The 20,983-nt window shown below is 66.4% G+C and carries 16 protein-coding genes; 7 read left to right on the forward strand and 9 right to left on the reverse strand.

The window, feature by feature from the left end; all coding sequences use genetic code 11:
- Positions 1 to 88: 88 nt before the first annotated feature.
- Both J7I85_RS22080 and J7I85_RS22085 read right to left on the reverse strand, forming a co-directional pair.
- Positions 89 to 1,336, reverse strand: coding sequence for an allantoate amidohydrolase (locus tag J7I85_RS22080; protein ID WP_308159607.1), 1,248 nt, complete (start codon positions 1,334 to 1,336; stop codon positions 89 to 91).
- Positions 1,333 to 2,496 carry an FAD-dependent oxidoreductase gene (locus J7I85_RS22085; protein WP_214857288.1) on the reverse strand — a complete coding sequence of 388 codons (1,164 nt, stop codon included), beginning with the start codon at positions 2,494 to 2,496 and terminating at the stop codon, positions 1,333 to 1,335. The genes J7I85_RS22080 and J7I85_RS22085 overlap by 4 nt, the downstream gene beginning before the upstream one ends.
- Before the next feature lie 129 nt (positions 2,497 to 2,625).
- On the opposite strand from J7I85_RS22085, the gene J7I85_RS22090 reads away from it, so the two are divergent.
- The 6 genes from J7I85_RS22090 to J7I85_RS22115 all read left to right on the forward strand — a co-directional run bounded on the left by J7I85_RS22090 (position 2,626) and on the right by J7I85_RS22115 (position 11,413).
- Positions 2,626 to 3,504, forward strand: coding sequence for a LysR family transcriptional regulator (locus J7I85_RS22090; RefSeq protein ID WP_214857295.1), 879 nt, complete (start codon positions 2,626 to 2,628; stop codon positions 3,502 to 3,504).
- A gap of 65 nt (positions 3,505 to 3,569) precedes the next feature.
- A complete protein-coding gene (locus tag J7I85_RS22095; RefSeq protein WP_214857296.1) occupies positions 3,570 to 4,934 on the forward strand; it encodes an NAD(P)/FAD-dependent oxidoreductase in 1,365 nt (454 codons plus the stop codon).
- A 339-nt stretch (positions 4,935 to 5,273) separates the two neighbouring features.
- Complete coding sequence (locus tag J7I85_RS22100; RefSeq protein WP_214857304.1) at positions 5,274 to 7,739, forward strand: FAD-dependent oxidoreductase; 2,466 nt, start codon at positions 5,274 to 5,276, stop codon at positions 7,737 to 7,739.
- A 148-nt stretch (positions 7,740 to 7,887) separates the two neighbouring features.
- Entirely contained in the window at positions 7,888 to 8,901 is a 1,014-nt protein-coding gene (locus J7I85_RS22105) for an Ldh family oxidoreductase (protein WP_214857306.1), read from the forward strand.
- A 39-nt stretch (positions 8,902 to 8,940) separates the two neighbouring features.
- Positions 8,941 to 10,083 (forward strand): proline racemase family protein, encoded by a 1,143-nt coding sequence (locus J7I85_RS22110; RefSeq protein WP_214857307.1) that lies wholly within the window; start codon positions 8,941 to 8,943, stop codon positions 10,081 to 10,083.
- Positions 10,084 to 10,282: 199 nt separating this feature from the next.
- Positions 10,283 to 11,413, forward strand: coding sequence for an MFS transporter (locus J7I85_RS22115; RefSeq protein ID WP_374102518.1), 1,131 nt, complete (start codon positions 10,283 to 10,285; stop codon positions 11,411 to 11,413).
- A 45-nt stretch (positions 11,414 to 11,458) separates the two neighbouring features.
- On the opposite strand, the gene J7I85_RS22120 is transcribed toward J7I85_RS22115, so the two are convergent.
- Positions 11,459 to 12,811, reverse strand: coding sequence for an MFS transporter (locus J7I85_RS22120; RefSeq protein WP_308159608.1), 1,353 nt, complete (start codon positions 12,809 to 12,811; stop codon positions 11,459 to 11,461).
- Positions 12,812 to 13,123: 312 nt separating this feature from the next.
- Between J7I85_RS22120 and ribA the strand changes: the two genes are divergently transcribed.
- Positions 13,124 to 14,980: a GTP cyclohydrolase II RibA gene (ribA, locus tag J7I85_RS25820; protein WP_308159609.1), complete on the forward strand. Its 1,857-nt coding sequence runs from the start codon at positions 13,124 to 13,126 to the stop codon at positions 14,978 to 14,980.
- Between the two features lie 73 nt (positions 14,981 to 15,053).
- Here the strand turns inward: ribA and J7I85_RS22130 are convergent, their stop codons facing one another.
- From J7I85_RS22130 to bioB, 6 genes are read right to left on the reverse strand one after another with little or no spacing between them, the layout of a single operon-like run.
- Complete coding sequence (locus tag J7I85_RS22130; RefSeq protein ID WP_308159610.1) at positions 15,054 to 16,265, reverse strand: cytochrome P450; 1,212 nt, start codon at positions 16,263 to 16,265, stop codon at positions 15,054 to 15,056.
- The gene (gene bioD, locus J7I85_RS22135) at positions 16,241 to 16,918 is read right to left on the reverse strand and encodes a dethiobiotin synthase (protein ID WP_214857311.1); all 678 of its coding nucleotides are present in this window, start codon (positions 16,916 to 16,918) and stop codon (positions 16,241 to 16,243) included. The genes J7I85_RS22130 and bioD overlap by 25 nt, the downstream gene beginning before the upstream one ends.
- Positions 16,915 to 18,072 (reverse strand): 8-amino-7-oxononanoate synthase, encoded by a 1,158-nt coding sequence (locus J7I85_RS22140; RefSeq protein ID WP_214857313.1) that lies wholly within the window; start codon positions 18,070 to 18,072, stop codon positions 16,915 to 16,917. The genes bioD and J7I85_RS22140 overlap by 4 nt, the downstream gene beginning before the upstream one ends.
- An 8-nt stretch (positions 18,073 to 18,080) precedes the next feature.
- The gene (locus J7I85_RS22145; protein ID WP_214857321.1) at positions 18,081 to 19,511 is read right to left on the reverse strand and encodes an adenosylmethionine--8-amino-7-oxononanoate transaminase; all 1,431 of its coding nucleotides are present in this window, start codon (positions 19,509 to 19,511) and stop codon (positions 18,081 to 18,083) included.
- A complete protein-coding gene (locus J7I85_RS22150) occupies positions 19,481 to 19,750 on the reverse strand; it encodes a hypothetical protein (protein ID WP_214857322.1) in 270 nt (89 codons plus the stop codon). Before J7I85_RS22150 ends, J7I85_RS22145 begins: the two co-directional genes overlap by 31 nt.
- Entirely contained in the window at positions 19,747 to 20,796 is a 1,050-nt protein-coding gene (bioB, locus tag J7I85_RS22155; RefSeq protein ID WP_214857324.1) for a biotin synthase BioB, read from the reverse strand. Before bioB ends, J7I85_RS22150 begins: the two co-directional genes overlap by 4 nt.
- Positions 20,797 to 20,983 lie beyond the last annotated feature (187 nt).

The raw sequence follows: 20,983 nt of genomic DNA on the forward strand, positions 1-20,983 counted from the left end.
TGACAAAAGTGCTGCGAGAAGAGCGCCATTTATTGCTGCGAGTCAAACACCCGCGCCGTGAAGCCGGCGCGGGTGTTGGGTTTTGAGGTTAGGCCATGAGCCCCTGCAGGGCGTCGGCCAGGGTCTGAGCGCCGGTCTCGGCATCCTCGTCGACGACGTGTTCCTCCGGCGAGTGCGATACGCCGCTGGGGTTCCGGACGAACACCATGGCAGTTGGCACAAAGGGTGCCAGCACGCCGGCATCGTGCCCGGCGCCGGTGTCCAGGACGGGGGCCTGCGGCAGGGCCCGCTGCAGCTCTTTCTGCAGGCCGGGATCGAAGTGAACGGTGGGGCTCAGCGACTCTTCGCGGAGTTCGACGCTGCAGCCTTCCTCGGCTGCAATGACCTGGGCCTGTGCATGGATGCTTTCCACCACGGCCGCCGTCACGGCGTCGTCGGGGTGCCGGACGTCCAGCCAGAAGTCAACGCGCGAGGCGATGACGTTGGTCCCGCCGGGCACCGGCTGGAGCCGTCCGACGGTCGCCCGGGCGTGGGCCTGGTTGCGGGCGATGTCGCGGATGGCCACCACCATTCTGGAGGCCGAGACCATGGGGTCGTGCCGGTCCGCCATTAGCGTGGTTCCGGCGTGGTTGCCCTGCCCCTGGACGCTCAGCCGCCAGCGTCCGTGTCCGAGTATGGACGACGCGATCGCGATGGGCTGGTCCAGGTCGATGAGGCCGCGGCCCTGTTCGACGTGGAGTTCGACGAAGGCGCCGATTTGGCCAAGGAGTTTTTCGTCCCTGCCCACAAAGCGGGGGTCCAGGCCGTTGGCCCGTGCGACGTCGGCGAAGGTCGAACCGTCCGGGTCCCGCAGGTTGCGGGCCTTGTCCGGGTCGATGGCGCCGGTCATCAGCCGCGAGCCCAGGCACGCGACGCCGAACCGGGAGCCCTCCTCCTCCGGGAAAACCACGACGGCGAGTGGCCGGGTGGGGGTGGCCAGGCGCGCCTTGAGGATGTCAACGGCCACCAGGGCGGAGGCCACGCCGAGCGGGCCGTCGAAGGCTCCGCCCCCGGGCACCGAGTCGAGGTGGCTGCCGGTGACCAGGCTGTTGCTGCGGTCCCCGCCGGGCACATCCCACCAGGCCCAGATGGCGCCGTTGCGGTCCGTTTCCACGGTAAGGCCGCGCTTGGTGGCTTGTTCGATGAACCAGTGGCGCAGGTCCATTTCGGCCGTCGAGTACACCGGCCGCGTGTAGCCGCCGCGGAGCGCATCGGTGCCAGTGGCTGCAATCTCGGAGAGCAGCCCGGTCACCGTTGCTGTCGAAACCGGGGGCAGGGGAGTGGTGCCGGGGGTCACGCGTGGACTCCGGTGGCCGTTGCCTGCGCCTGGGCTGCCAGCCGGAACTGGTCCGGGACGGCGCCGGCGCCCGTTGCCAGGTTCGCCGCGAGCTGCCCAATCAGCGGGGCAAACTTCGCGCCATGGCCCGAGCAGGGGGAGAGGACGGTAACGCCGTCAGCACGGTCGAGGATGAAGTCCTCCGTGGGGGTGTTGGTGAAGAGGCAGGTGGTCTCAGCGTAGGGTTCCGGTACCAGCCCCGGCAGGTACTGTTCCACGTACTCGATGACCCGACGGCGGTTGTCCGGGTTGATTTGTCCGTCCTGCTCGGCGGCGGACGGCAGGATCTTTCCGCCGTTGTATTCGGCGACCTTCTGCCCACGGAATCCGGCATCGCGTCCGCCTGGCAGGCCGTACGCCTGCCAGCCTGCGCGCTTGTGAATGAACGTCGGCCACGGTGAAGCATCATGATCCGTGCCGTCGGCGTAGGGGAAGTGGTAAGCCTGTTCCTGCCGCACCTCGATAAAAGGCATTCCGGCGAGGAAGGACGAGGGCAGCGACAGCGATCCCAGCAGCTGGGGCAGCCAGCCGCCGGCGGCGACAATCACGTTGGCGGCCCGCAATGTGCGCCCGTCTTCGGACGTCAGGGTGTAGTTCCCGTTGGACCCGGAGATCGAGGCAACGGCCCAGTTGTTGTGGAGTTCCGCGCCGTGCGCCACGGCCTGGTCAACCATGGAGGCGACGGATTCGTGGGCGTCGATGACACCGGCGTCCGGGTGCCACAGGACCTGGGTGTCAAAGGCGATTTGGGGCCACCGGCGGTTGGCTTCTTCCGGGCTCAGAAGTTCGTGGTCAATGCCGCGGGCAGCCAGCACCGCGGCCAGGCGTTCGGGCTGACGGATGGCGCCGTAGTCGACGGCGCCGGTGGGGGTGATGAGCTGTTTGCCGCTTAGACGGGCCAGCTCGTCCCAGCCGGCCTTCGCTTCCTGGACGAGGCCGGTGTAGAAGTCCTCCGGATAGGCGTACCGGAAGATGCGGGCGGAGCCGTGGGAGCTGCCCGCATCGTTCGCGGGCGTTGAACGCTCGAGCAGGGCAACGTCGTGGCCGCGGGCGGCGAGATGCCACGCGGTGGCAGCTCCGGACAGCCCAGCACCGACGACGGCGTATTCGGTCGATTCCATGGATGGCTCCTCTGACGGGGGAATGGGCGACGGGCGGCGCCTCTGTTGATATCCAGTAACTCACCCGCTGGTGCAGCCGGTCCAATATCATTTAGCTTGTAATTATTAGCGTCAATCGAAAGAATCGCCATGGAACTCCGGCAGCTCCGGTACTTCCTCGTCGTCGCAGACGAGCTGCACTTCGGCCGCGCCGCCGAACGCCTGCACATCACCCAGCCGCCGCTGACCGTGGCCGTCAAGGGGCTCGAGCGTGAGCTCGGCGTCCAGCTCTTCGACCGCACCACCCGCCGCGTGACGCTGACAGCGGCTGGTCAGGCGTTCAGGGACCGGATCCAGGCTGCTGTTGCGGACCTTGACGATGCCGCCGGAGACGTTGCCGACGTTGCTGCCGGCAAGAGCGGCAAGATCAGGGTGGGGTTCGTCAGTTCCGCGAGCTACACCACCGTTCCCGAGGCCATCCGGGCTTTCCGCCAGCAGCGCCCGCGCATTAACCTCGTGCTGCATCCGCTGACCAGCGGGGAGCAGATTGAGCAGCTGCTGGACGGAAACCTCGACCTGGGCCTGATCCGGGATCCGGGTGACGTGCCCGGGCTGAACCTCGAACTTCTGGGCACGGAGGACCTGGTGGTGGTCCTTCCGGAAACACATCGCCTGGCCGCAGCGGCGGAAATCCGTCCCGAGGATCTGGAAGGGGAACCCATGGTCCTGTTTCCCTACCGGCTGATGCCCGGCTTCGTGGCACGGGTCCTCAGGCTGTTCGAGTCCCTCCCGACCCCGCCGATCGTGGTCCAGCAGGCCATCCACCAGGAAACGGTCCTCGGCCTTGTCGCCGCGGGCCTGGGGGTATCCGTACTGCCGGAATCGGTGCAGCGGTTCCAGATGCCCGGAGTCACCACCCGCCGCTTTGCAGGGAGGCCGCAGACGGAACTCTACGTTGCGCGGGCCTTTGGCCGTTCCCCCGCCGTCGAGGACTTCATTATGTGCCTCAAGGGGGAGATTCCGGAATAACTCTTGTGTGATCACATATCCCGACCCTAGTCTGGGCGGACATCCGAACAGGAAAGTGGTCAAGCATGAAGACAATCCACGACGTGGTGGTGGTCGGGGCCGGGCCCGCGGGCCTGGCCCTCGCCTACGACCTCCGCGACCTGGACATTGACGTCCAGGTGCTGGAGGCTGACGGCGACATCGGCGGACGGACGCGCAGCGTCCAACTCGCCGGCGCCCCCGTCAATACGGGCGCAATGTTCATCTACCGCGGCACCCGGGCCGAAATGCTCGCCAAGAAACTCGGCCAGGAGACCGCACCGTTCCACCCGGCCACGTACGGCGTGCATATCGACGGCGTTACTTCTGTTGCAGGGTCCACACCAGAAATCGTCGAACGCCTTCCGCTGCCGACGGAGTCCAAGACCGCCCTGGTCGATTTCATGGAGGGACTGGCGTGCGAGTATCGGGACAATGTGTCGGATGGAACCATCACCGACAAGGCTGCTGGGCTGGCGAAGGAAACAGTGGCCGACAGGCTCGATGGGCTCCCTGGGCCCGCCCGAAGCATTATTGAGACCGCAGTCCGGGGCGGTGCAGTGGGCGATGCGGCCCAGCTCTCGGCGAAGTACGCGCTGCGATATCTCGCCAGCTACATCGCCCACGAACGCGACAGCCGTCTGTACCCCGTGAACGGAATGCAGGCCCTGCCGCGTGCGCTCGCAGCCAACGTCGGGGCCGGCACGGCCATCCGGACCGGCATCCGAGTCGGAAACATACGGGAACTGGATGGCCTGCTTGAAGTGAGTGCCGCCAGCGACGATGGGCAGGAAGTGCTTCTGGCCCGGCACGTGGTCATGGCGGTGCCTGCACCGCTGGTGGCGGGCATCTGCCAGGACGTGCCCCTGTGGAAGCGCGAGGCGCTGCGGGCGGCTGAAACGCCAGGCAGCACGACGCTCACCATCGCCGCCAACGTGGAAGGCCTGCCAAAATTCGCTGACTGGTCCTTCGTTTCGACCGTCGGCAAGAAGTTTGATGCCATCATCAATCCCCAGCCCGGTGTTCTGCCGGCCGACGGAATCGTCAGGTTCACCTGCTACGGCAACTCAGCAGGATTCATTCCGGGGATCGAAAGCGACGACCAATTAATCCGGGAGTGGATCGAAGACTTCATGGACGTCGCTCCCCAGCTTCGCGGGCGGATCGTAGATGCGGCAGCGGCCACCTGGGAGCACTGTTTCTCCGTGCTGTCCCCAAAGCGTAATGCCGCCTTGCCGGACCTCCAGCGCAGTGTGGGGAACATCCACTTCGCGGGGGACTACACCTCGGAAACTGCAGGCTCGCACGGTGCGTACCAGGAAGCCCAGCGGGTGGCAGACACGCTGCGCGAAGCCCTCGCGCAGCGGACGGCCAAACCTGCCACCGCTGGATCACCAGCGTCCGACTGGTAACCGTACGTTGAGACGGTGGATCACTAAGCGCCTGTAGTCAGGCGACTGCCGGCATGCCCGGAAAGCGCAGCCCTAAGGGGCGGCGCTTCCCGCGTTTAATGGCCCGTTCAGTTGTTCGCGCGGCCGCCAAATCGCTCCAAAAAGAAGTTCACGAAATGGCTAGTTGTGATCACATATCTCACATATACTGTGACTCAGCCGACTATCAACGAGGCGTCTCGAACCTCGCTGGCGGCTACCCAATTCTTGCTTCCCCATAAGCGCGCCCAGCGCGACCCCCGGAAGCCAACTGACATTTGAACCTGAGACGTGGACGTCTCTGACTGCAAGGGAGATAACGTGGCCTCCGCCCGAATTGACGCAGACACCCGGATCCTCATCATCGGCGCCGGTGTGGTTGGCGCCGCCCTGGCCGACGACCTGACCCGCCATGGCATGAAGTCCGTAACCGTGGTTGACCAGGGGCCCCTCTACCGCACGGGCGGGTCCTCATCCCACGCCCCCGGGTTCGCTTTCCAGACAACCGGATCTGCCGTGATGTCTGAACTGGCCAGGCGGACACTCGACAAGCTGGACGGGCTGACGCTGGATGGCCAGTGGATCCTCAAGCGGGTCGGCGGGCTCGAGCTGGCCTGCGAGCCGGAGCGGCTGGAATACCTGCACCGGCGGCACAACCTCGCCCGGTCCTGGGATGTGCCGGCCCGGATGGTTTCCGCCGACGAGTGCGGGAAGCTGTTCCCGGGCCTCGACACCTCCACCGTGCTCGGCGGTCTGCACACGCCAACGGACGGGGTGGTCAAAGCCGTACGGGCTGTCGAGTGGCAGGCCCGGCGTGCCATCGAGAACGGAGCGCGGTTCTATGGCCACACAGCGGTCACCGGGTTCCGGACAGAACGAGGCCGGGTGACCGGCGTCGAGGTCCGCCAGACGCCGCCGGTGCCGGGCAATCCGTCCAAAGGCGACCAGCTCCCGGAGGGGACGTCGTTCATCGAGGCGGATATCGTCGTCGTCTGCGCAGGTTTGTGGGGGCCCGGGCTGGGAAAGCTGCTGGGGCTGGAACTGCCCATGGTTCCGATGGAACACTGCTCGTCCCACACCAGCCCGCTGCCGTCGCTCGCCGGATTCAGTGATGAGGTGGAGATCGACCTGCCGATGGTGCGGCACCAGGCCACCGGTTCCTACCTCCGTCAGATGGGCGACCGGCTGACGTGGGGGACCTATGAGCACCGGGTCATCCCGGTGGAACAGTCGGAGATAGCGTCCCCCGAGGACTACGCGGAAACGCGGGTTGAGCCTGCAATCCACCCCCTGACGTGGAACGATCTGAAGGACGGATGGGCAGAAGTCCAGCGGCTCTTCCCTGAGACCCAGAGCTGTAAAGCGACCGAAGGCTACAACGGGATCTTCTCCTTCACCCCGGACGGAAACCCGCTCCTCGGCGAGGTGCCGGGCATCAGTGGGCTGTGGCTGGGGGAGTCCGTTTGGCTCACCCAGTCCGCAGGTGTTGCCGGCGTTCTGGCCGACTGGATTGTGACCGGGGATCCCGGCATCGACACCACCAGCCTCGACTTCCGCCGGTTCGACCAGACGCACCTGACGCGCACCGTCAGCATTGAGCGCGCCAGCGAGAACTATGACGAGGTCTACGACATAAGCCACCCCCGCAAGCAGACGAAGAAGCTGAGGAAGTTCGCTACGACCCCCTTCTACGTCCGGCAGGAAGCCCTGGGTGCGGTGTTCGGCACCGCGCAGGGCGGTTGGGAGCGCCCCCTCTGGTACGGCTCCACCCAGTGCCCGGATATAGCAGGCCGACGGCGGGATGCCTGGGGAGCGTACGGATGGTCACCCGCCATTTCCGCCGAGGCGCGCCAGGCTGTGAACGGTGTGGGGCTCGTCGACAGGGGAGCCGCCAGCGTCTTCGAAGTCCGGGGCAGCGGCGCTGAAAAGCATCTCCAGGAAATCCTGGCGGCAGGCCTGTCCCCCGAAGTGAACACTTCCACCGGGGCCTTTGTGAAGAGCCCCTCCGGCGGCATCGCTGCCGACCTGACCGTTGTGCGGACCGCGGAAGATGCCTACCTGGTCATCGGCAGCAGCCCCGAGGACGTCTGGCACCTTCGCCGGGAAACCCCCCACCTGGACGGGGTAACGGTTTCGGACGTGTCCTCCGCGACGACGGCCCTGGCGCTCATCGGTCCTGATGCTGCTGCCCTTCTCGCATCGGTTACCCGGGGCGGGATACCAGCGGCTTCCTCGCCTGTTGCGCCGGTGCTCGACGTCGGCGGGGTCCCGGTCCGCGCAGTCGCCGAAACCACCACCGGAGTTGGCGGCTGGATGCTCTATGCGGCCACCGAACACGGGTTGTACCTTTGGGACTTGTTAGTTGCAGCCGCTGGAAAGCAGGGGATTGCCCTTGTTGGCGATGAAGCGGTTACGGCACTGCGGATAGCCAACGGCGTACCTGCCTTCGGCATTGACTTCGGTCCGCAGGACACTGCGTACGAAGCAGGCCTCGCCGAACCTTCCGCCGGTGCCGATGCCCGCCCCGGCCACCGACTCCTGGTCCGACTCCGCCTGTCCAGTGACCGCCACGCAGTTGTCACTGGGGAACCCGTATCCAGAGGCGGCAGCGTTGTTGGTTACATCACCAGCGCAGCGGAGGATCCGGCCTCCGGTCGCTTCCTGGCATTCGCGTGGGTGGACCCGGAGGCAGCCCGCGCGGGCACAGCCCTGGAGATATCGCACCTCGACGCCGCGTGGGCTGCCAACGTGGACCGCTCGCCGCTAACCACCCCCTGTCACGCCTGAGATTTCATTTAGCCCATTACAGCCGCCGCTATTGACTGATATGTGATCACAAAATAGGCTACTGTGAGGCGAGCCACAGGGTGCCAGAGCTGCCCCGCTTCGCCGCCGACACCTTCCAGCGTGTCCCGATGAGAGGACTGAACTGCCAGTGAGCACCATCTCCAAAGAAGAACTTGCAGCATTGTGCGAGCGTGCCCTTCTGGCCTCCGGCGCCCGTCCAGGGGATGCCAAAGTCCTCTCGAGCGCGACGGTAGAAGCCGAGCTTGTTGGCAACCGCGCCGTTGGTGTGGGACATCTCTTCGATTACCTCGACGGCTACAGGCAGGGCCGGATTGCCGCCGGCGCCGAACCGAAGGTCCGCCGTGCGGCGCCTGCCGTCATCGATGTCGATGCAGGAAACGGACTTGCCCAGGCAGCCTTCCAGGCGGCTTTCAGGGATCTGCTTGAGGCTACGCACGAGGCCGGGATCGCCGCGCTGTGGATCCGCAACTCCTATACCTGCGGCGAGCTGGGCTATTACGCACGCAAGGTGGCGCAGCAGGGTTACATCGCCATGGCGTCAGCCAACAGCCCGGCCCTCATGTCTATCGGAGGAGCTCCCAAGCGCATCCTCGGCACCAACCCGCTGGCCTACGGCATTCCCCGGCCGGGCGGCATGCCCATGGTCATCGACCAGGCATCCTCCTCCACCGCGTTCGTGAACATTCGGCGCGCGGCCGACGCCGGGAACCCCATTCCTGCGGGCTGGGCGCTGGCCGCCGACGGGGAACAAACGGTGGATGCCAATGAAGCCCTGGCGGGAACCCTGTTGCCCTTCGGCGGGCATCGCGGCGGAAACATAGCCCTGCTGGTGGAGATCCTTGCCACCCTCTCCGGCGCCTCGTTCTCCCTGGACGCGGCACCTTTCGACAGTGGCAGCACCTCGCCCGGCATCGGCGTCTTTGTCCTGTGCATCGACCCCGCCAATTTCACCGGTTCGGCCGACCGCCTCTCCAGGCAATTGGAAAACCTCCGCGACGAGCACGGGGTACGCCTGCCGGCCATGGAGCTCACCCAACTGCCCGAACAGGTGGAGATCGACGCCGACACACTCCACCGCCTGGAACAGGCCGCGAATACGGAATCAAGCGCCGGCCGGGCATTGCACGGCCAGCGCGCGTGACTGAACACTTGTTCAAACGCTTACAGGAAGGTACAGAGCATGAGCTTTAAGCGGATGATTCAGGCTGTGGAGACCCATTCCGGGGAACCGATGTGCGTTATTACCGGCGGCGTGCCCCATATCCCCGGTAACACCGTGTACGAGCAGATGAAGTGGCTCGAAGAGAATGACGATCAGATCCGGATGCTGATGCTGCGCGAGCCCCGCGGGTACCCGCCGCTGTGCTGCAACCTGATCGTTCCGCCGAAGCACCCGGCGGCGGCGGCGGGATTCATCATCATGGAACAGGTGGAATACCCCGTCATGAGCGGCGGAAACACCATTGCGGTGGCGACGGTCCTGCTTGAGACGGGCATGATCCCCATGCAGGAACCGTTCACGGAATTCAAGCTCGAAGCGCCTGCGGGCCTCATCGCCATCAAGGCTGAATGCCGCAACGGCAAGGTCAAGCAGGTGACCTTTGAGAATGTGCCCGCATTCTCTGTTTACACCGACGTGGTCATTGACGTTCCCGAGCTTGGGAAGGTTACGGTCGACGTGGCCTGGGGTGGCATGTTCTACGTCATTGCCGACGTGGCGCAGTTCGGATCCCTCGAGCTTGTCCCGGAACGTGGCCGGGACATTACGCGCATTTCTTCCCTCATCCTCAAGGCGGCGCAGGACCAGCTGCCGGTGGAGCACCCTGACTACCCTGGCATCGGCATCACCATTTCCCAGCTCTCCGGCGTCACCGACAACCCGAACGCCGACCGGAGGAATGCCGTCACGGTAGCCAGCGGCCCGGTTGATTTCGGCAACCCCGCCACCTGGACCGGCGGTGTTGACCGGTGCCCCTGCGGTACCGGCACCTGCGCCAAGATGGCCACACTGCACGCAAAGGGCGAACTCGGACTCAAGCAGCCCTTCCGGCACGAGGGCGTCCTGGGCACCGTCTACACCGGTGAGCTTGTGGAAGAAGTACAGATCGCCGGCCGCACCGGCGTCGTTCCCCGGATCAGTGGCCAGGCATGGATCACCGGGTTCAGCACCTATGTGCTCGATCCTGAGGACCCCTTCCCCAACGGCTTCACGCTCGGAGACATCTGGGCCCCTTCAGCGAACGAAGAGGGCGCTCCGGAGACCGGCCCGCCGGTTGCCACTGACAGTGACCGGACGGTCCGGCAGGTGGAAGCCTCCGTTTGAGTTCCTCCTGCAGGCGCCCCGGGTCTTCGGACCGGGGTGCCTGCAGCTTTAACGTGATTCACTATTTCCGGGCGGCAGGAATGCTGTCCCTTTTTCTGACTAGTGCTCGCACATCTAGGTGAAGCAAATCCAATGGCCTGAAGGGGTCTGACTATCAATGGGCGCGCTCGGATACCTCGCCGCTTCTGTCCCACCCAGAATGGCGAGTGCCGGTTCCGCCGTTGCCCTCCCCATTCTTGCCGTGCAGCAATTACACGATGTCGCCATGGGAGGAGCGCTGGTTGCGGCGTCACTGGGCCCCAGCGTCCTCGCGGCCCCGCTGGCAGGCGCAGCCCTCGACAGAGCCCGTCGTCCGGGCCTGCTGGTGGCGGCTTCCGGAATGCTTACCGCCGTCGCCTTCGGGTTGACCGCCTTCCTCGGCCAGGTACCACTGCCGGTTGCGTTCGCATGTCTGGCTGCGGCTGGAGCGGTCTCGCCCTTTTACATGGGCGGGCTGTCAAGTTTCGTTCTCGGTGCGATTCCCGATGTACGCAGGGCATTCGCCTACGATGCCCTCTCTTACAACGTCTCGGCCGTGGCCGGCCCGGCATTTGTCGCCCTGATCGCGGCGTTCCTGCCCGCCCAGGTCGGTCTCCTGGCGCTGGCGGCCGGTGCCGCCCTGGGCTCTGTGGCCGTACGCGCCGTCGGGCTTCGCCCCCATGCGCGCGCCGGGGGTTCACCCTGGCAGGCGGTCAAGGCCGGTTTGCACAGAATCTTCAGCCACCGTCCTTTAGCCGTGATGACCGCCGCGTCCACACTCACCCAGTTTGGCCAGGGCGGTTTAGCAATCGCAGCGGTTGCGCTCTCGATTGAACGGATCGGTTCACCCAAGGACGGGGCAACCGTCGTGACAGTCTTCGCCGTCGGCAGCCTTCTCGGTGCCCTCATCGAGGCGGCCCGGCCCACGCGCAGCCGCCCCCACGCAGTCATGATGGCGGGTTTCTTCGCCACGGGGTTGCTGACCATCGGTGCTGCATTGGATTTCGGGGCAAGCTGGACTCTCATAACCATAGGATTATCAGGAGCCTTCACCGCATCCTCGACTGCAGCGATGCTCTCCCTGCGCAACCGGCTTAGCCCGCCGCACCTCAGATCCCAGATTTTTACGGTCAGTGCCGGCCTGCGCGTGAGCGCCACGGCAGCCGGTGCAGCGCTGGCAGGCGCGGCCACCGGAACCGGTGGCGCCGTTATCCTCGGCGCAGTGGGTGCCCTGTGGATTGTGTCGGCAGTGCTCATGATCGCCTACCCGCGGACCACTCAGGATGACGCAGAGCTGCCCTCCACCCGGTAGGCGGAGGGCAGCTGAGTCGCCACTTCAAACAGGGGGCCGTCCGGCTTAGTGCGAGAACCCTGCGGCCGTCTCGGTAAGGGACTTTCCTTTGGTTTCGGGAGCCAGCCACTGCGACAGGATGGCACCGACGAGAGTGAGCCCTGCGGCCATCAGCATGGTGACCTGCGGCCCGTAGGTCACCATGGACCAAGGGAGCAGGAAGGTTCCAGCGCCGGCTCCCAAACGACTGACGGCAGTGGCGAACCCGGTTCCGATCCCGCGGATTTCGGTCGGGAAGACCTCTCCGGGGTAGATCCCTGTCAGCGTGTTGTACCCCGCATTGAAGAATGAGAAGGCAAGGAAGCAAACCAGCACAACCCAGGCGGGTGCGCCCGCCCACAGTCCGATGATCAGCAGGAGCACGAAGCACAGCCACTGCGGCGGGACGGTCAGGAAGCGCCGGCCGGCCCGGTCGATGAGGATCACGGTGAGGATCACACCCGCGGTGGCGACCGCCGAGAGCCCTACCCCGCCAGCGAGTCCTTGGCTGAGTCCGTATCCCTTCAGCACGCTCTCGGCGAAGGTGGCGATCGCGAAGTAGGGAGTGACGGCACACAGCCAGAACATGGAGCAGAACAGAGTGGCGCGCCAATAACGGCGGGAGAACAGCATCTTGACGCGGCCCTCCGGCCGGTCATGCTCGTGCTCGACGTCGTTCATGTCGCCGGCGTTTTCCATGTACTTGTACGCGACGGCGCGGGCCTCGTCGTGGCGGCCCTTGCTCCACAGCCAACGCGGCGACTCCGGCAGTCCAAAGCGAGCGAAGAACAGGATCACGGCAGGAAGGGTGCTGGAGCCGAGGATGATCCTCCAGTCCACAGAGGTGGTGGTGGTCAGTGCGTAGCCGACAATGAACGCCACCATGAAGCCAACGTAGAAGGCAACCAGCGTCAGGCCCATCAAGCGTCCCCGCATTCTGGCGGGAGCGAACTCCGACATCAGCGGCCAGCCGACCGAGTATTCGACGCCGACCGCAATGCCCATCAGCAGCCGGACCAGGAACAGCTGCCAGGGTTCATGGACGAAGAACTGGAGAGCAGAGCCGACGAGGAAGATGCCCATGTCGATCATGAACAGTGGCTTGCGGCCGAATTTGTCCCCGAGCCAGCCCCCGACGGGCGAGCCAACCAGGATCCCGAGCAGCGACGAGGCAACGATCAAGCCCTCCCACAACGGGGTGAAGCTCAGTTCCGTGGAGATGGTGCCGATCACCGTGCCGATGATCCCGAGAATGTAGCCGTCCAGGAACATTCCTCCGACCAGGACAGCTGTCAGCCTGGTCAGGAAGCGGCGCTTATAGGCCGTGGCCGTGGCCGCGGCATCGTCTTTGGGTGATCTGTGGTTCTTGATGGAAGACACCTGTGGCTCCTTGCGTTCAGGGTGGCAACGTGGATTTCGCCTTCGTCTTTGGAGAAGGGAGTGCTTGTGCAGGGTCTGATCCAGCCGGAGAAATTGGGAGGACCAGGGCGCTTCGCACGTGATGTGGTCGCCATCACGTCTAATGTAATCTGTGATCACATATCAGTCAACGCGGCACTGTTACGCTCATGTAAATTCTGCCGCCGCAAGCGGCACGCGGAGTCGACAACCGGAAATGCTTGAAGCTTGAACTAATCGGCGCTAAGGTTAGTTCAAGCTTCAAGTAATCTCCTGAAATGTCGAGGAACTCTGATGACCGCTTGTGTTGAAACTACCCTGCGGGCCGCGGCCCTGCCCATGGCCACTGTGCGCAGCCAGGTAACTGTGCCGCTGCGCTTTCCGGACGGATTCAGCACCACGGCCGAGGTGCTGACGTTCCGCGGCCTCGTGGACGGCAAGGAGCACCTGCTGCTCGCCCTGGGCCAGTGGGAGCAGACGCTCCTCGCCCATGACGTGCCGCTGGTCCGGCTGCACAGCGAATGCATGACCGGCGACGTGTTCGGCAGCCAGCGCTGTGACTGTGGACCGCAGCTTCGCGAGGCTGTCGAAGAGATCGCCGCAGCAGGCGGATTCCTGCTCTACCTCCGCCAGGAGGGCCGCGGCATCGGCCTGTATTCCAAGCTCGACGCCTACGCCCTGCAGGACACGGGCCTCGATACCTACGACGCCAACCTGGCCCTGGGCCACGGCGAGGACGAGCGCGACTACACTGCGGCCGCGCAGATGCTGGGCGCCCTCGGCGCCACAAGCATCCGCCTTCTGAGTAACAATCCGGACAAGGCCGCACAGCTGACGGCTCTGGGCATCGACGTCGCCGAACAGGTTCCCACCGGCGTGTACCTCTCGCCGGCCAACCACGGTTACCTGGCGGCGAAGCGGGACCGCACCGCACATACGCTGGAACTGTCGGGGGCCGACGTCGGGCACGTACCGCCGGCTACAGCCGGCACCGTCCCCAGTCAGGACGAGATACTAAGCCGTGTCGACGAGCTGGTTCCCCGGCTGCGCGAGCGGGCGGAGGAAACTGAGCGGCTGCGCCGCCTCCCGGAATCCACCATGAACGAACTTAAAGAGGCCGGCGTGTTCCGGATCCTGGCTCCGCTGGAGCTGGGTGGATACGGCATGGGCGTGAAAACCTACGCTGAGGTCATCCGGCGGCTGGCCAGGGGTTGTGCGTCGACTGCCTGGACTGCCGGGCACCTGATCGAGCACGTTTGGATGCTGGCCCGCTGGCCCCGGCGGGTCCAGGACGAAGTCTTCGCCAACGGGCCTGCTCCGCTGGCTGCGGCTACGAGTGCACCCGTGGGCACGGCCAGGAAGGTCCCGGGAGGATTCGCAATTTCGGGCCACTGGAGCTTCGCGTCCGGGGTCATGCATTCGGAGTGGGCCCTGCTGGCGGTGCAGTCCGACGGCGTCCGCCTGCAGTGTCTCGTTCCCGTCGCCGAGCTGGAGTTGCTGGATGCCTGGCACACGGCCGGGCTGCGGGGGACCGGCAGCAATGACCTGCGGGCGGAGGAGCTGTTTGTTCCGGAGCACCGGGCCATGGACTGGGCGCTGCTGAGCGCAGCGGACAATCCCGGCAGCCGAATTCACTCGGACCCGATGATCCACACACCCATGGCAACGTTGCTGAACCTGGTGGCACCCGCCGCCGCGCTGGGAGCCGCCGAGTACGCCGTCGACGTGTTCCGGGAAAAGATGCTGGTGCGCAAGGTGCAGAACACCATTGACAACCGCCAGGCGGACTCACCCTTGGCGCAGGCCCGCTTCTCGCAGGCCTTCGGATTGGGTGCCACGGCGCGCCTGCACTGGCAGGAGGCGCTCCGCATCGTTTCGTCGTCACTTGAGCACCAGCCGTCGGGCCTGACTAAAGACGAGCGGGCCAAGTACCGGCTCTCCCTTGCCCTCAGCGGCGAGGCAGCGGAGGAAGCAGTGCGGCTCACCGTCTCGGGCTCGGGAGGCAGTGCCCACCGGCTTTCGCATCCGCTGCAGCGGATCCAGCGTGACGTGAATGTCCTCCTCAACCACCCGACCCTGAGCCTGGATCCGATCCTCGAACAGGCGGGCCGCGGCCTGCTGGGCCTGGGATTCACAGTGCCGTCCTTCTAGCCAGCGTCCTTTTAGCCAGCGTCCTTTTAGCCAGCGTCCTTTTAGCCCCGACCCGTCTTCGCCTGTAGGCCGGTCAGTCCGGACCGTTCATCACGCTCACGGTCCGGGGCGCTTGGAAGGACAGGTGCCGGATCCACTCCGGCTCGTGATCCCGCAACTGGATCCCCGGCAGCGCCGCCGCGGCTTCCTGCACCATGACGCTGGCTTCCAGTTCGGCGAGCTTGGCCCCGAGACAGCGATGGATGCCCGAACCGAAAATGAGACCGCTTGAAGGTCCGCGCCCAGCCTCGGCATGCGGCGAAGGGTCCGCAGGCGCACCGCCTCCGGTGATCTGGTTGCCGGACAGCTCAAGGAGGATCTCGGCGCCGGCCGGAACCTGCTGACCGCCGAGGCTGGTGTCGTGTGCGGCCACGCGGCGCCAGGTGGGGACGGATGACTCGGTGGCGAGCACATGCCTGACCGCGGACCTGGCGCCGGCTTCCGAGGCCGCTTCCTTCCAGCCCATGGGCGTGGCACCCTCCAGCAGCCGGAACAGCGTGGTGCTGATCAGCTGGGTGGTGGTTTCCTGGCCGGCGATCAGCAGGAAGTAGCCGAGCGAGCACATCTCGGTCCTGGACAGGCCATGCTCGGCCAGCAACTTGAAGAGGTTGCGTCCCGGAGCGTCCACGGATTCGGCCACGAGCCGGCGCAGCCAGACATAGAACTCAGCGGCGCTGAGGGCCAGCTCGAGCTGCCGCTCTCCGTCCGGCCAGCCCCAGAACAGTTCCATGGAGTCCAGCCCCCAGCGCTTGAGCGCCTCAAGATCCCGCACGGGCAGCCCGAGGAGTTCAAGCATCACCACCGCAGGGGGAAATGCTGCGACCGTCTGCACGAGGTCCGTATGTCCGGACCGGTGCAGCTGGTGGGCGGCGTTCCCCGCCGCTTGCCTTGCCAGTTCCCGGATGCGCGGTTCCATGGCGGTGACGGTGGCGGGGGTGAAGAATCCGGCCACAACCTTGCGGATTCCGCTATGCGTTCCGGTGTCGTTGCTGGCCAGGACCGGTGGCAACGCAAAGCCCACGCGCTGCAGCACGCGCAGGGCGGGTCCCTCCAGCGGTGTCACCGCCACCAGGGCATTCGCTGGGCTGAAATCGGCAGGCCGGTGCAGGACATCCCAGACCGATTCCGGGTCCCGGACCACGAGGTAGGGGCACCTGGTCGCGCCGGGAGGCTCCGCCGGAGCCGGACGCTCCGCCGCTTCGGCAGTTCGCAACGCCGGCATCATGCGGGCAACCCGTTCAGCCATGCCGCTGCGCCGGCACGGAAATCAGCCGGGGATAATTCCGAGGCCTGCTCGGGCAAGGCACCCAGGAGCGGCACGCGCAGTGACCCCAGCACCTGCCGGTTGCTGTGGTGTACCGCGTCGGGGCTGACGGGCCAGCTGCCGAGCACGACCCCGAGGACGCCGAGCCCGCGGCTGGACAGCGCCTCGAGGGTCAGGGCTGTGTGGTTCAGCGTGCCGAGCGCTGGCCGGGCGACGAGCACAAATACCGCCGCCAGCAGCGATCCCAAGTCCGCCAGGGTGCCGCCGTCGGAATCCAGTTCCACGAGGAGGCCACCGGCGCCCTCCACCAGGACGTGGTCGTGGGATGCGGTGAGTTCGCGGATCCGCCGTGCGTGTGCATCCAGCGCAGGCAGCGGCGTCCCGTCCACAGCGGCAGCCGCGACCGGCGCCATGGGTTCCTGCAGGACGACGCCGGCTTCGGCGGTCACGGCGCCGGCGAGCCGTACGATCTCGGCCGCGTCGGAATCGCCGTCGGCCGCACCCGACTGGCACGGTTTGTAAACCGCCACGCTGCGTCCCGTTCCGTGCAGGACGGCGGCGAGGGCCGCCGTCGTGATGGTTTTGCCGACGCCGGTGTCCGTTCCGGTGACCAGAATGACGGGGGAAAGGCTCATGGAAGTTCCTCCAAAATGCCGCGCAGCACTGCGCTGCTGTCTTCGATTTCTTCGGGCGTGAGGGTGGCTCGGGCGGTGAGCCGCAGCCGCGAGATCCCGTCCGGAACGGACGGCGGCCGGAAGCAGCCGACCCGGACGCCGGCGCGGCGCGCGGACTCGGCGGCAGCCAGGGCAGATTCCGCGGACGGCATGGGGATGGACTGGACGGCCCCGGCTGTCCGCTCGGGGCTTGCGCCGCGGCTGGCAAATGCCGGGGCAAGTCCGGCGGCAAGCGCCGCCGCGTTGCCGTGGACGGATCCCGCCCGCCACGGTTCGTCCCTGATGATCCGCGCCGCGGCGAGGGCCGCTGCGGCGGACGCCGGAGCCAATCCGGTGTCGAAAATGAAGCCGCGGGCCCGGTTGAGGAGGTGTTCGCGCAGCAGCGCGGATCCCAGGACCGCCCCGCCCTGGCTTCCCAAGGCTTTCGACAAAGTGGCCGTCACAATGACGTTCGGGTGCCCGGCGAGGTTGGTCCCGGCCACCGATCCGCGGCCCTGGAAGCTGCCGGAGCCGGTAACGCCGAGGCTGTGGGCCTCGTCGATGAGCAGCACGGCGTCGTGCTGTTCGGCCAGGGCCAGCAGATCGGGGAGCGGTGCTTCGTCGCCGAGGACGCTGTAGACGGATTCGACGGCGAGAATCGCCCGCGGTTCTGTGCGGCCGGCGAGCAGGCGGCTGGCTTCCTCAACGCTGTTGTGGGCGAACGATTCGGTGCGCGAGCGGCTGAGCCGGAAGCCGTCGATCATTGAGGCGTGGCAGTGCTCGTCCGCGACGATGAGGGTCCCGGGACCGCCCAGCGCCGTGATCACCCCGATGTTGGCCAGATAGCCGGAGGAGAAGACCAGTGCCGCTTCCATCCCGGCCAGCATGGCCAGTTCCTGCTCGAGATCCAGATGCAGCTGGGTTGTTCCGGCCACGAGGCGGGAGGACGTGGCGCCGGCGCCCCACCGCGACGCCGCCTCCGCGGCTGCCCCGGCAACCCGCGGGTCCGTTGAAAGGCCGAGGTAGTCGTTGCTGGCCAGGTCGATGAACTGCTCGTGCGCAACTCGGGGGAGCGGGCGGCGGACCTGGCCCCGGCGTTCCCTGACGGCGGCCTGCCGCTCGAGCCACTGGGTCATGGCGCCGCTCATGACGCACCGCCGGAGCGGGCGGGAATCCGTTCGTGGACCTGAGCCTCGTGGACCTCCGCTTCATGAACCTGAAGTTCGTGGATCTCGGCGACGGCCGCCGTCATCCCCGCCGTAATCTGTGCGATGTCCGCCGCCGTGCTGATGTACGGCGGCATGGTGTAAACGAGGTTCCGGAACGGGCGGACCCAGATGCCGTGGCTGATGGCTGCCGCGGTGACGGCGGTGACGTCGACGGCGTCGTGCAGCTCGATGACCCCGACGGCGCCGATGGTGCGGACATCGCGGACGGCCGCCAGTTCCCGGGCGGGGGCGAGCCCGGACGCCAGGCCCGTGCCGAGGCGGGCCACGTCGGCCCGCCAGCGGCCGGTCTCGATAATGCCGAGGCTGGCGTTGGCCACGGCGCAGGCCAGCGGGTTGCCCATGAATGTGGGGCCGTGCAGCAGCGCCCCCGCACTGCCGGCGGAAACCGTTGACGCGATCTCAGCGGTGCAGAGCATGGCGGCGAGGGTCAGGTACCCGCCGGTCAGGGCTTTGCCCACACACATGATGTCCGGCACGACGCCGGCATGATCGGCCGCGAACAGCTCGCCGGTGCGCCCAAAACCGGTGGCGATCTCGTCGAAGATGAGCAGCAGCCCGTGTCGGTCCGCCAGCTGCCGCAACGCTGTCAGGCACTCGCCCGGGTACGCGTGCATGCCGCCGGCGCCCTGGAGCACCGGTTCGACGACGATCGCCGCCAGTTCGGCGGAGTGCGCGGCCGCGAGATCCGCCACATCGGATGCCCACGCCTGCACCGCTTCCGGTGTCGCCGACGCCGCCGGAGGACGGGGCGCAAAGAGGTTGCCGGCGAGCAGCCCGGGGAAGGCCGAGTGCATGCCGTCCACCGGATCGCAGACCCCCATGGCCGCGAACGTGTCGCCGTGGTAGCCGCCGCGGAGGCTAAGGAACCGCTGCCGCCGCGGATGGCCGACGGCGGTTTGGAACTGCACCGCCAGCTTCAGTGCAACCTCCACGGCGACCGAACCGGAGTCCGCGAGGAACACCCGCTCCAGCCCCGGCCGGTCCGGTGCCGCAGGGGCCAGGGCCACCAGGCGCTCGGCCAGTTCCACGGCGGGGGAATGCGTCAGTCCGCCGAACATCACGTGGCTGAACTTCGCCAGCTGCGCTTTGGCAGCGGCATCCAGCACCGGGTTGCGGTAGCCATGGATCACCGACCACCACGAGGACATCGCGTCGATTACCTCGTGCCGGGTACCGTCTTCGCCGCGGAGCCGCAGCCGCACGCCGTCGGCCGCCTCAACCTCATACAGCGGAAGGTCGGGGGAGGCCGGCGCGTAAGGGTGCCACAGGCGTGCGCGGTCCCGCTGGATGAGGTCATTCTGCTCCGAATCCCGCGTCACGGGACCAGCACCCCGTGTCGGGAACATTCCGCTGACCAGCCCAGCGGCGTGACCTGGACCTTCATCCGCCGCCGGCAGGCGGTGCAGTAGCGCGGCGGTTCCATGGCCAGTCGTTCGCCGCACGTCCGGTGGGCGTACGACGGCGTGATGTCGCCGCCGTCGTACGGCTCACCGCAGTGCCCGCAAAAGGCGGCCCCGCTGGTTGAGCTTGCCGAAACCGCGGTGACCGAAACCTCGCTGGTTGAGCTTGTCGAAACCCCGGTCATAGCGTCTTCTGGAGTTCCTTGATCGGCATGTTCAGCTCGACCAGGAGGTTCAGGTCCGCCTTCGCCGGTCGGCCGAGCGTGGTGAGGTAATTGCCGACGATGACGGCGTTGATACCGCCGAGGAGACCGTTGCGGGTGCCGAGGTCGCCCAGGGTCAGCTCGCGGCCGCCGGCGTAGCGCAGCACGGTCCGGGGCATGGCGAGCCGGAACGCGGCGATGGCGCGCAGGGCGTCCTTGCCGTCCATGATGCCCTGGTTCTCCAGCGGGGTTCCGGGGCGCGGGTTGAGGAAGTTCAGCGGGACCTCGTGGGGTTCGAGGGCTGCGAGCTGGGCGGCGAGTTCGGCGCGCTGTTCGAGGGTTTCGCCCATGCCGATCAGGGCGCCGCAGCACAGTTCCATGCCGGCGGCCTTGACCATGTTGCAGGTGTCGAGGCGTTCCTCGTAGGTGTGCGTGGTGACCACCTCGGGGAAATAGCTGCGGGCCGTCTCAAGGTTGTGGTTGTAGCGGTGCACGCCCCACTCGGCGAGCTGGTCCACCTGGCGCTGGGTGAGCATCCCGAGCGAGCAGGCGATGTTGATGTCCACTTCCTCGTTGATGCGGTCGATCGCGAACTTGATCTGGTTCATCAGCTTGATGTCGGGGCCGCGGACGGCGGCGACGATGCAGAACTCGGTGGCGCCGGTCGCAGCGGTTTCCTTCGCTGCCTTGACCAGCTCCGGGATGTCGAGCCACACGCCGCGGACGGGGGAGTCGAACAGGCCGGACTGGCTGCAGAAATGGCAGTCCTCGGGGCAGCCGCCGGTCTTGATGGAGATGATGCCTTCCACCTCGACGTCCTCGCCGCAATGCTTAAGGCGTACTTCGTGGGCCAGTTGCAGGGCAGCGGGAAGGGCCTCGTCCGGAAGGCGGAGCACTTCCTCGAGTTGCTCCTGGGTGAGCCCGATACCGTCCTTGAGAACCTGCTGCCGGGCGGTTTCCAGGATGGGGAAGGTGCCGGGGATAATCGCGTGGCTTGTGTCTTCGCTCGCGTTTGCCTGAATCGTCATTGATGGGTCCTTTGCGTGTGATGGCTGCGGATATTCCTCCGAACTGACGCTAATTCCCCATCGAGGCCAAGATTTTGTGGGGTCCCGACAAGCAGATCAGTAGGACATTAGTCGGGTCCTACTCTGGTTCTCTACTCAGGGGCATGCAGGGCGGGCCGCCGTCGCAATGCAGCGACGGCGGCCCTCG

The sequence above is a fragment of the Arthrobacter sp. ISL-65 genome, assembly GCF_018613795.1.
Lineage (GTDB): Bacteria > Actinomycetota > Actinomycetes > Actinomycetales > Micrococcaceae > Arthrobacter.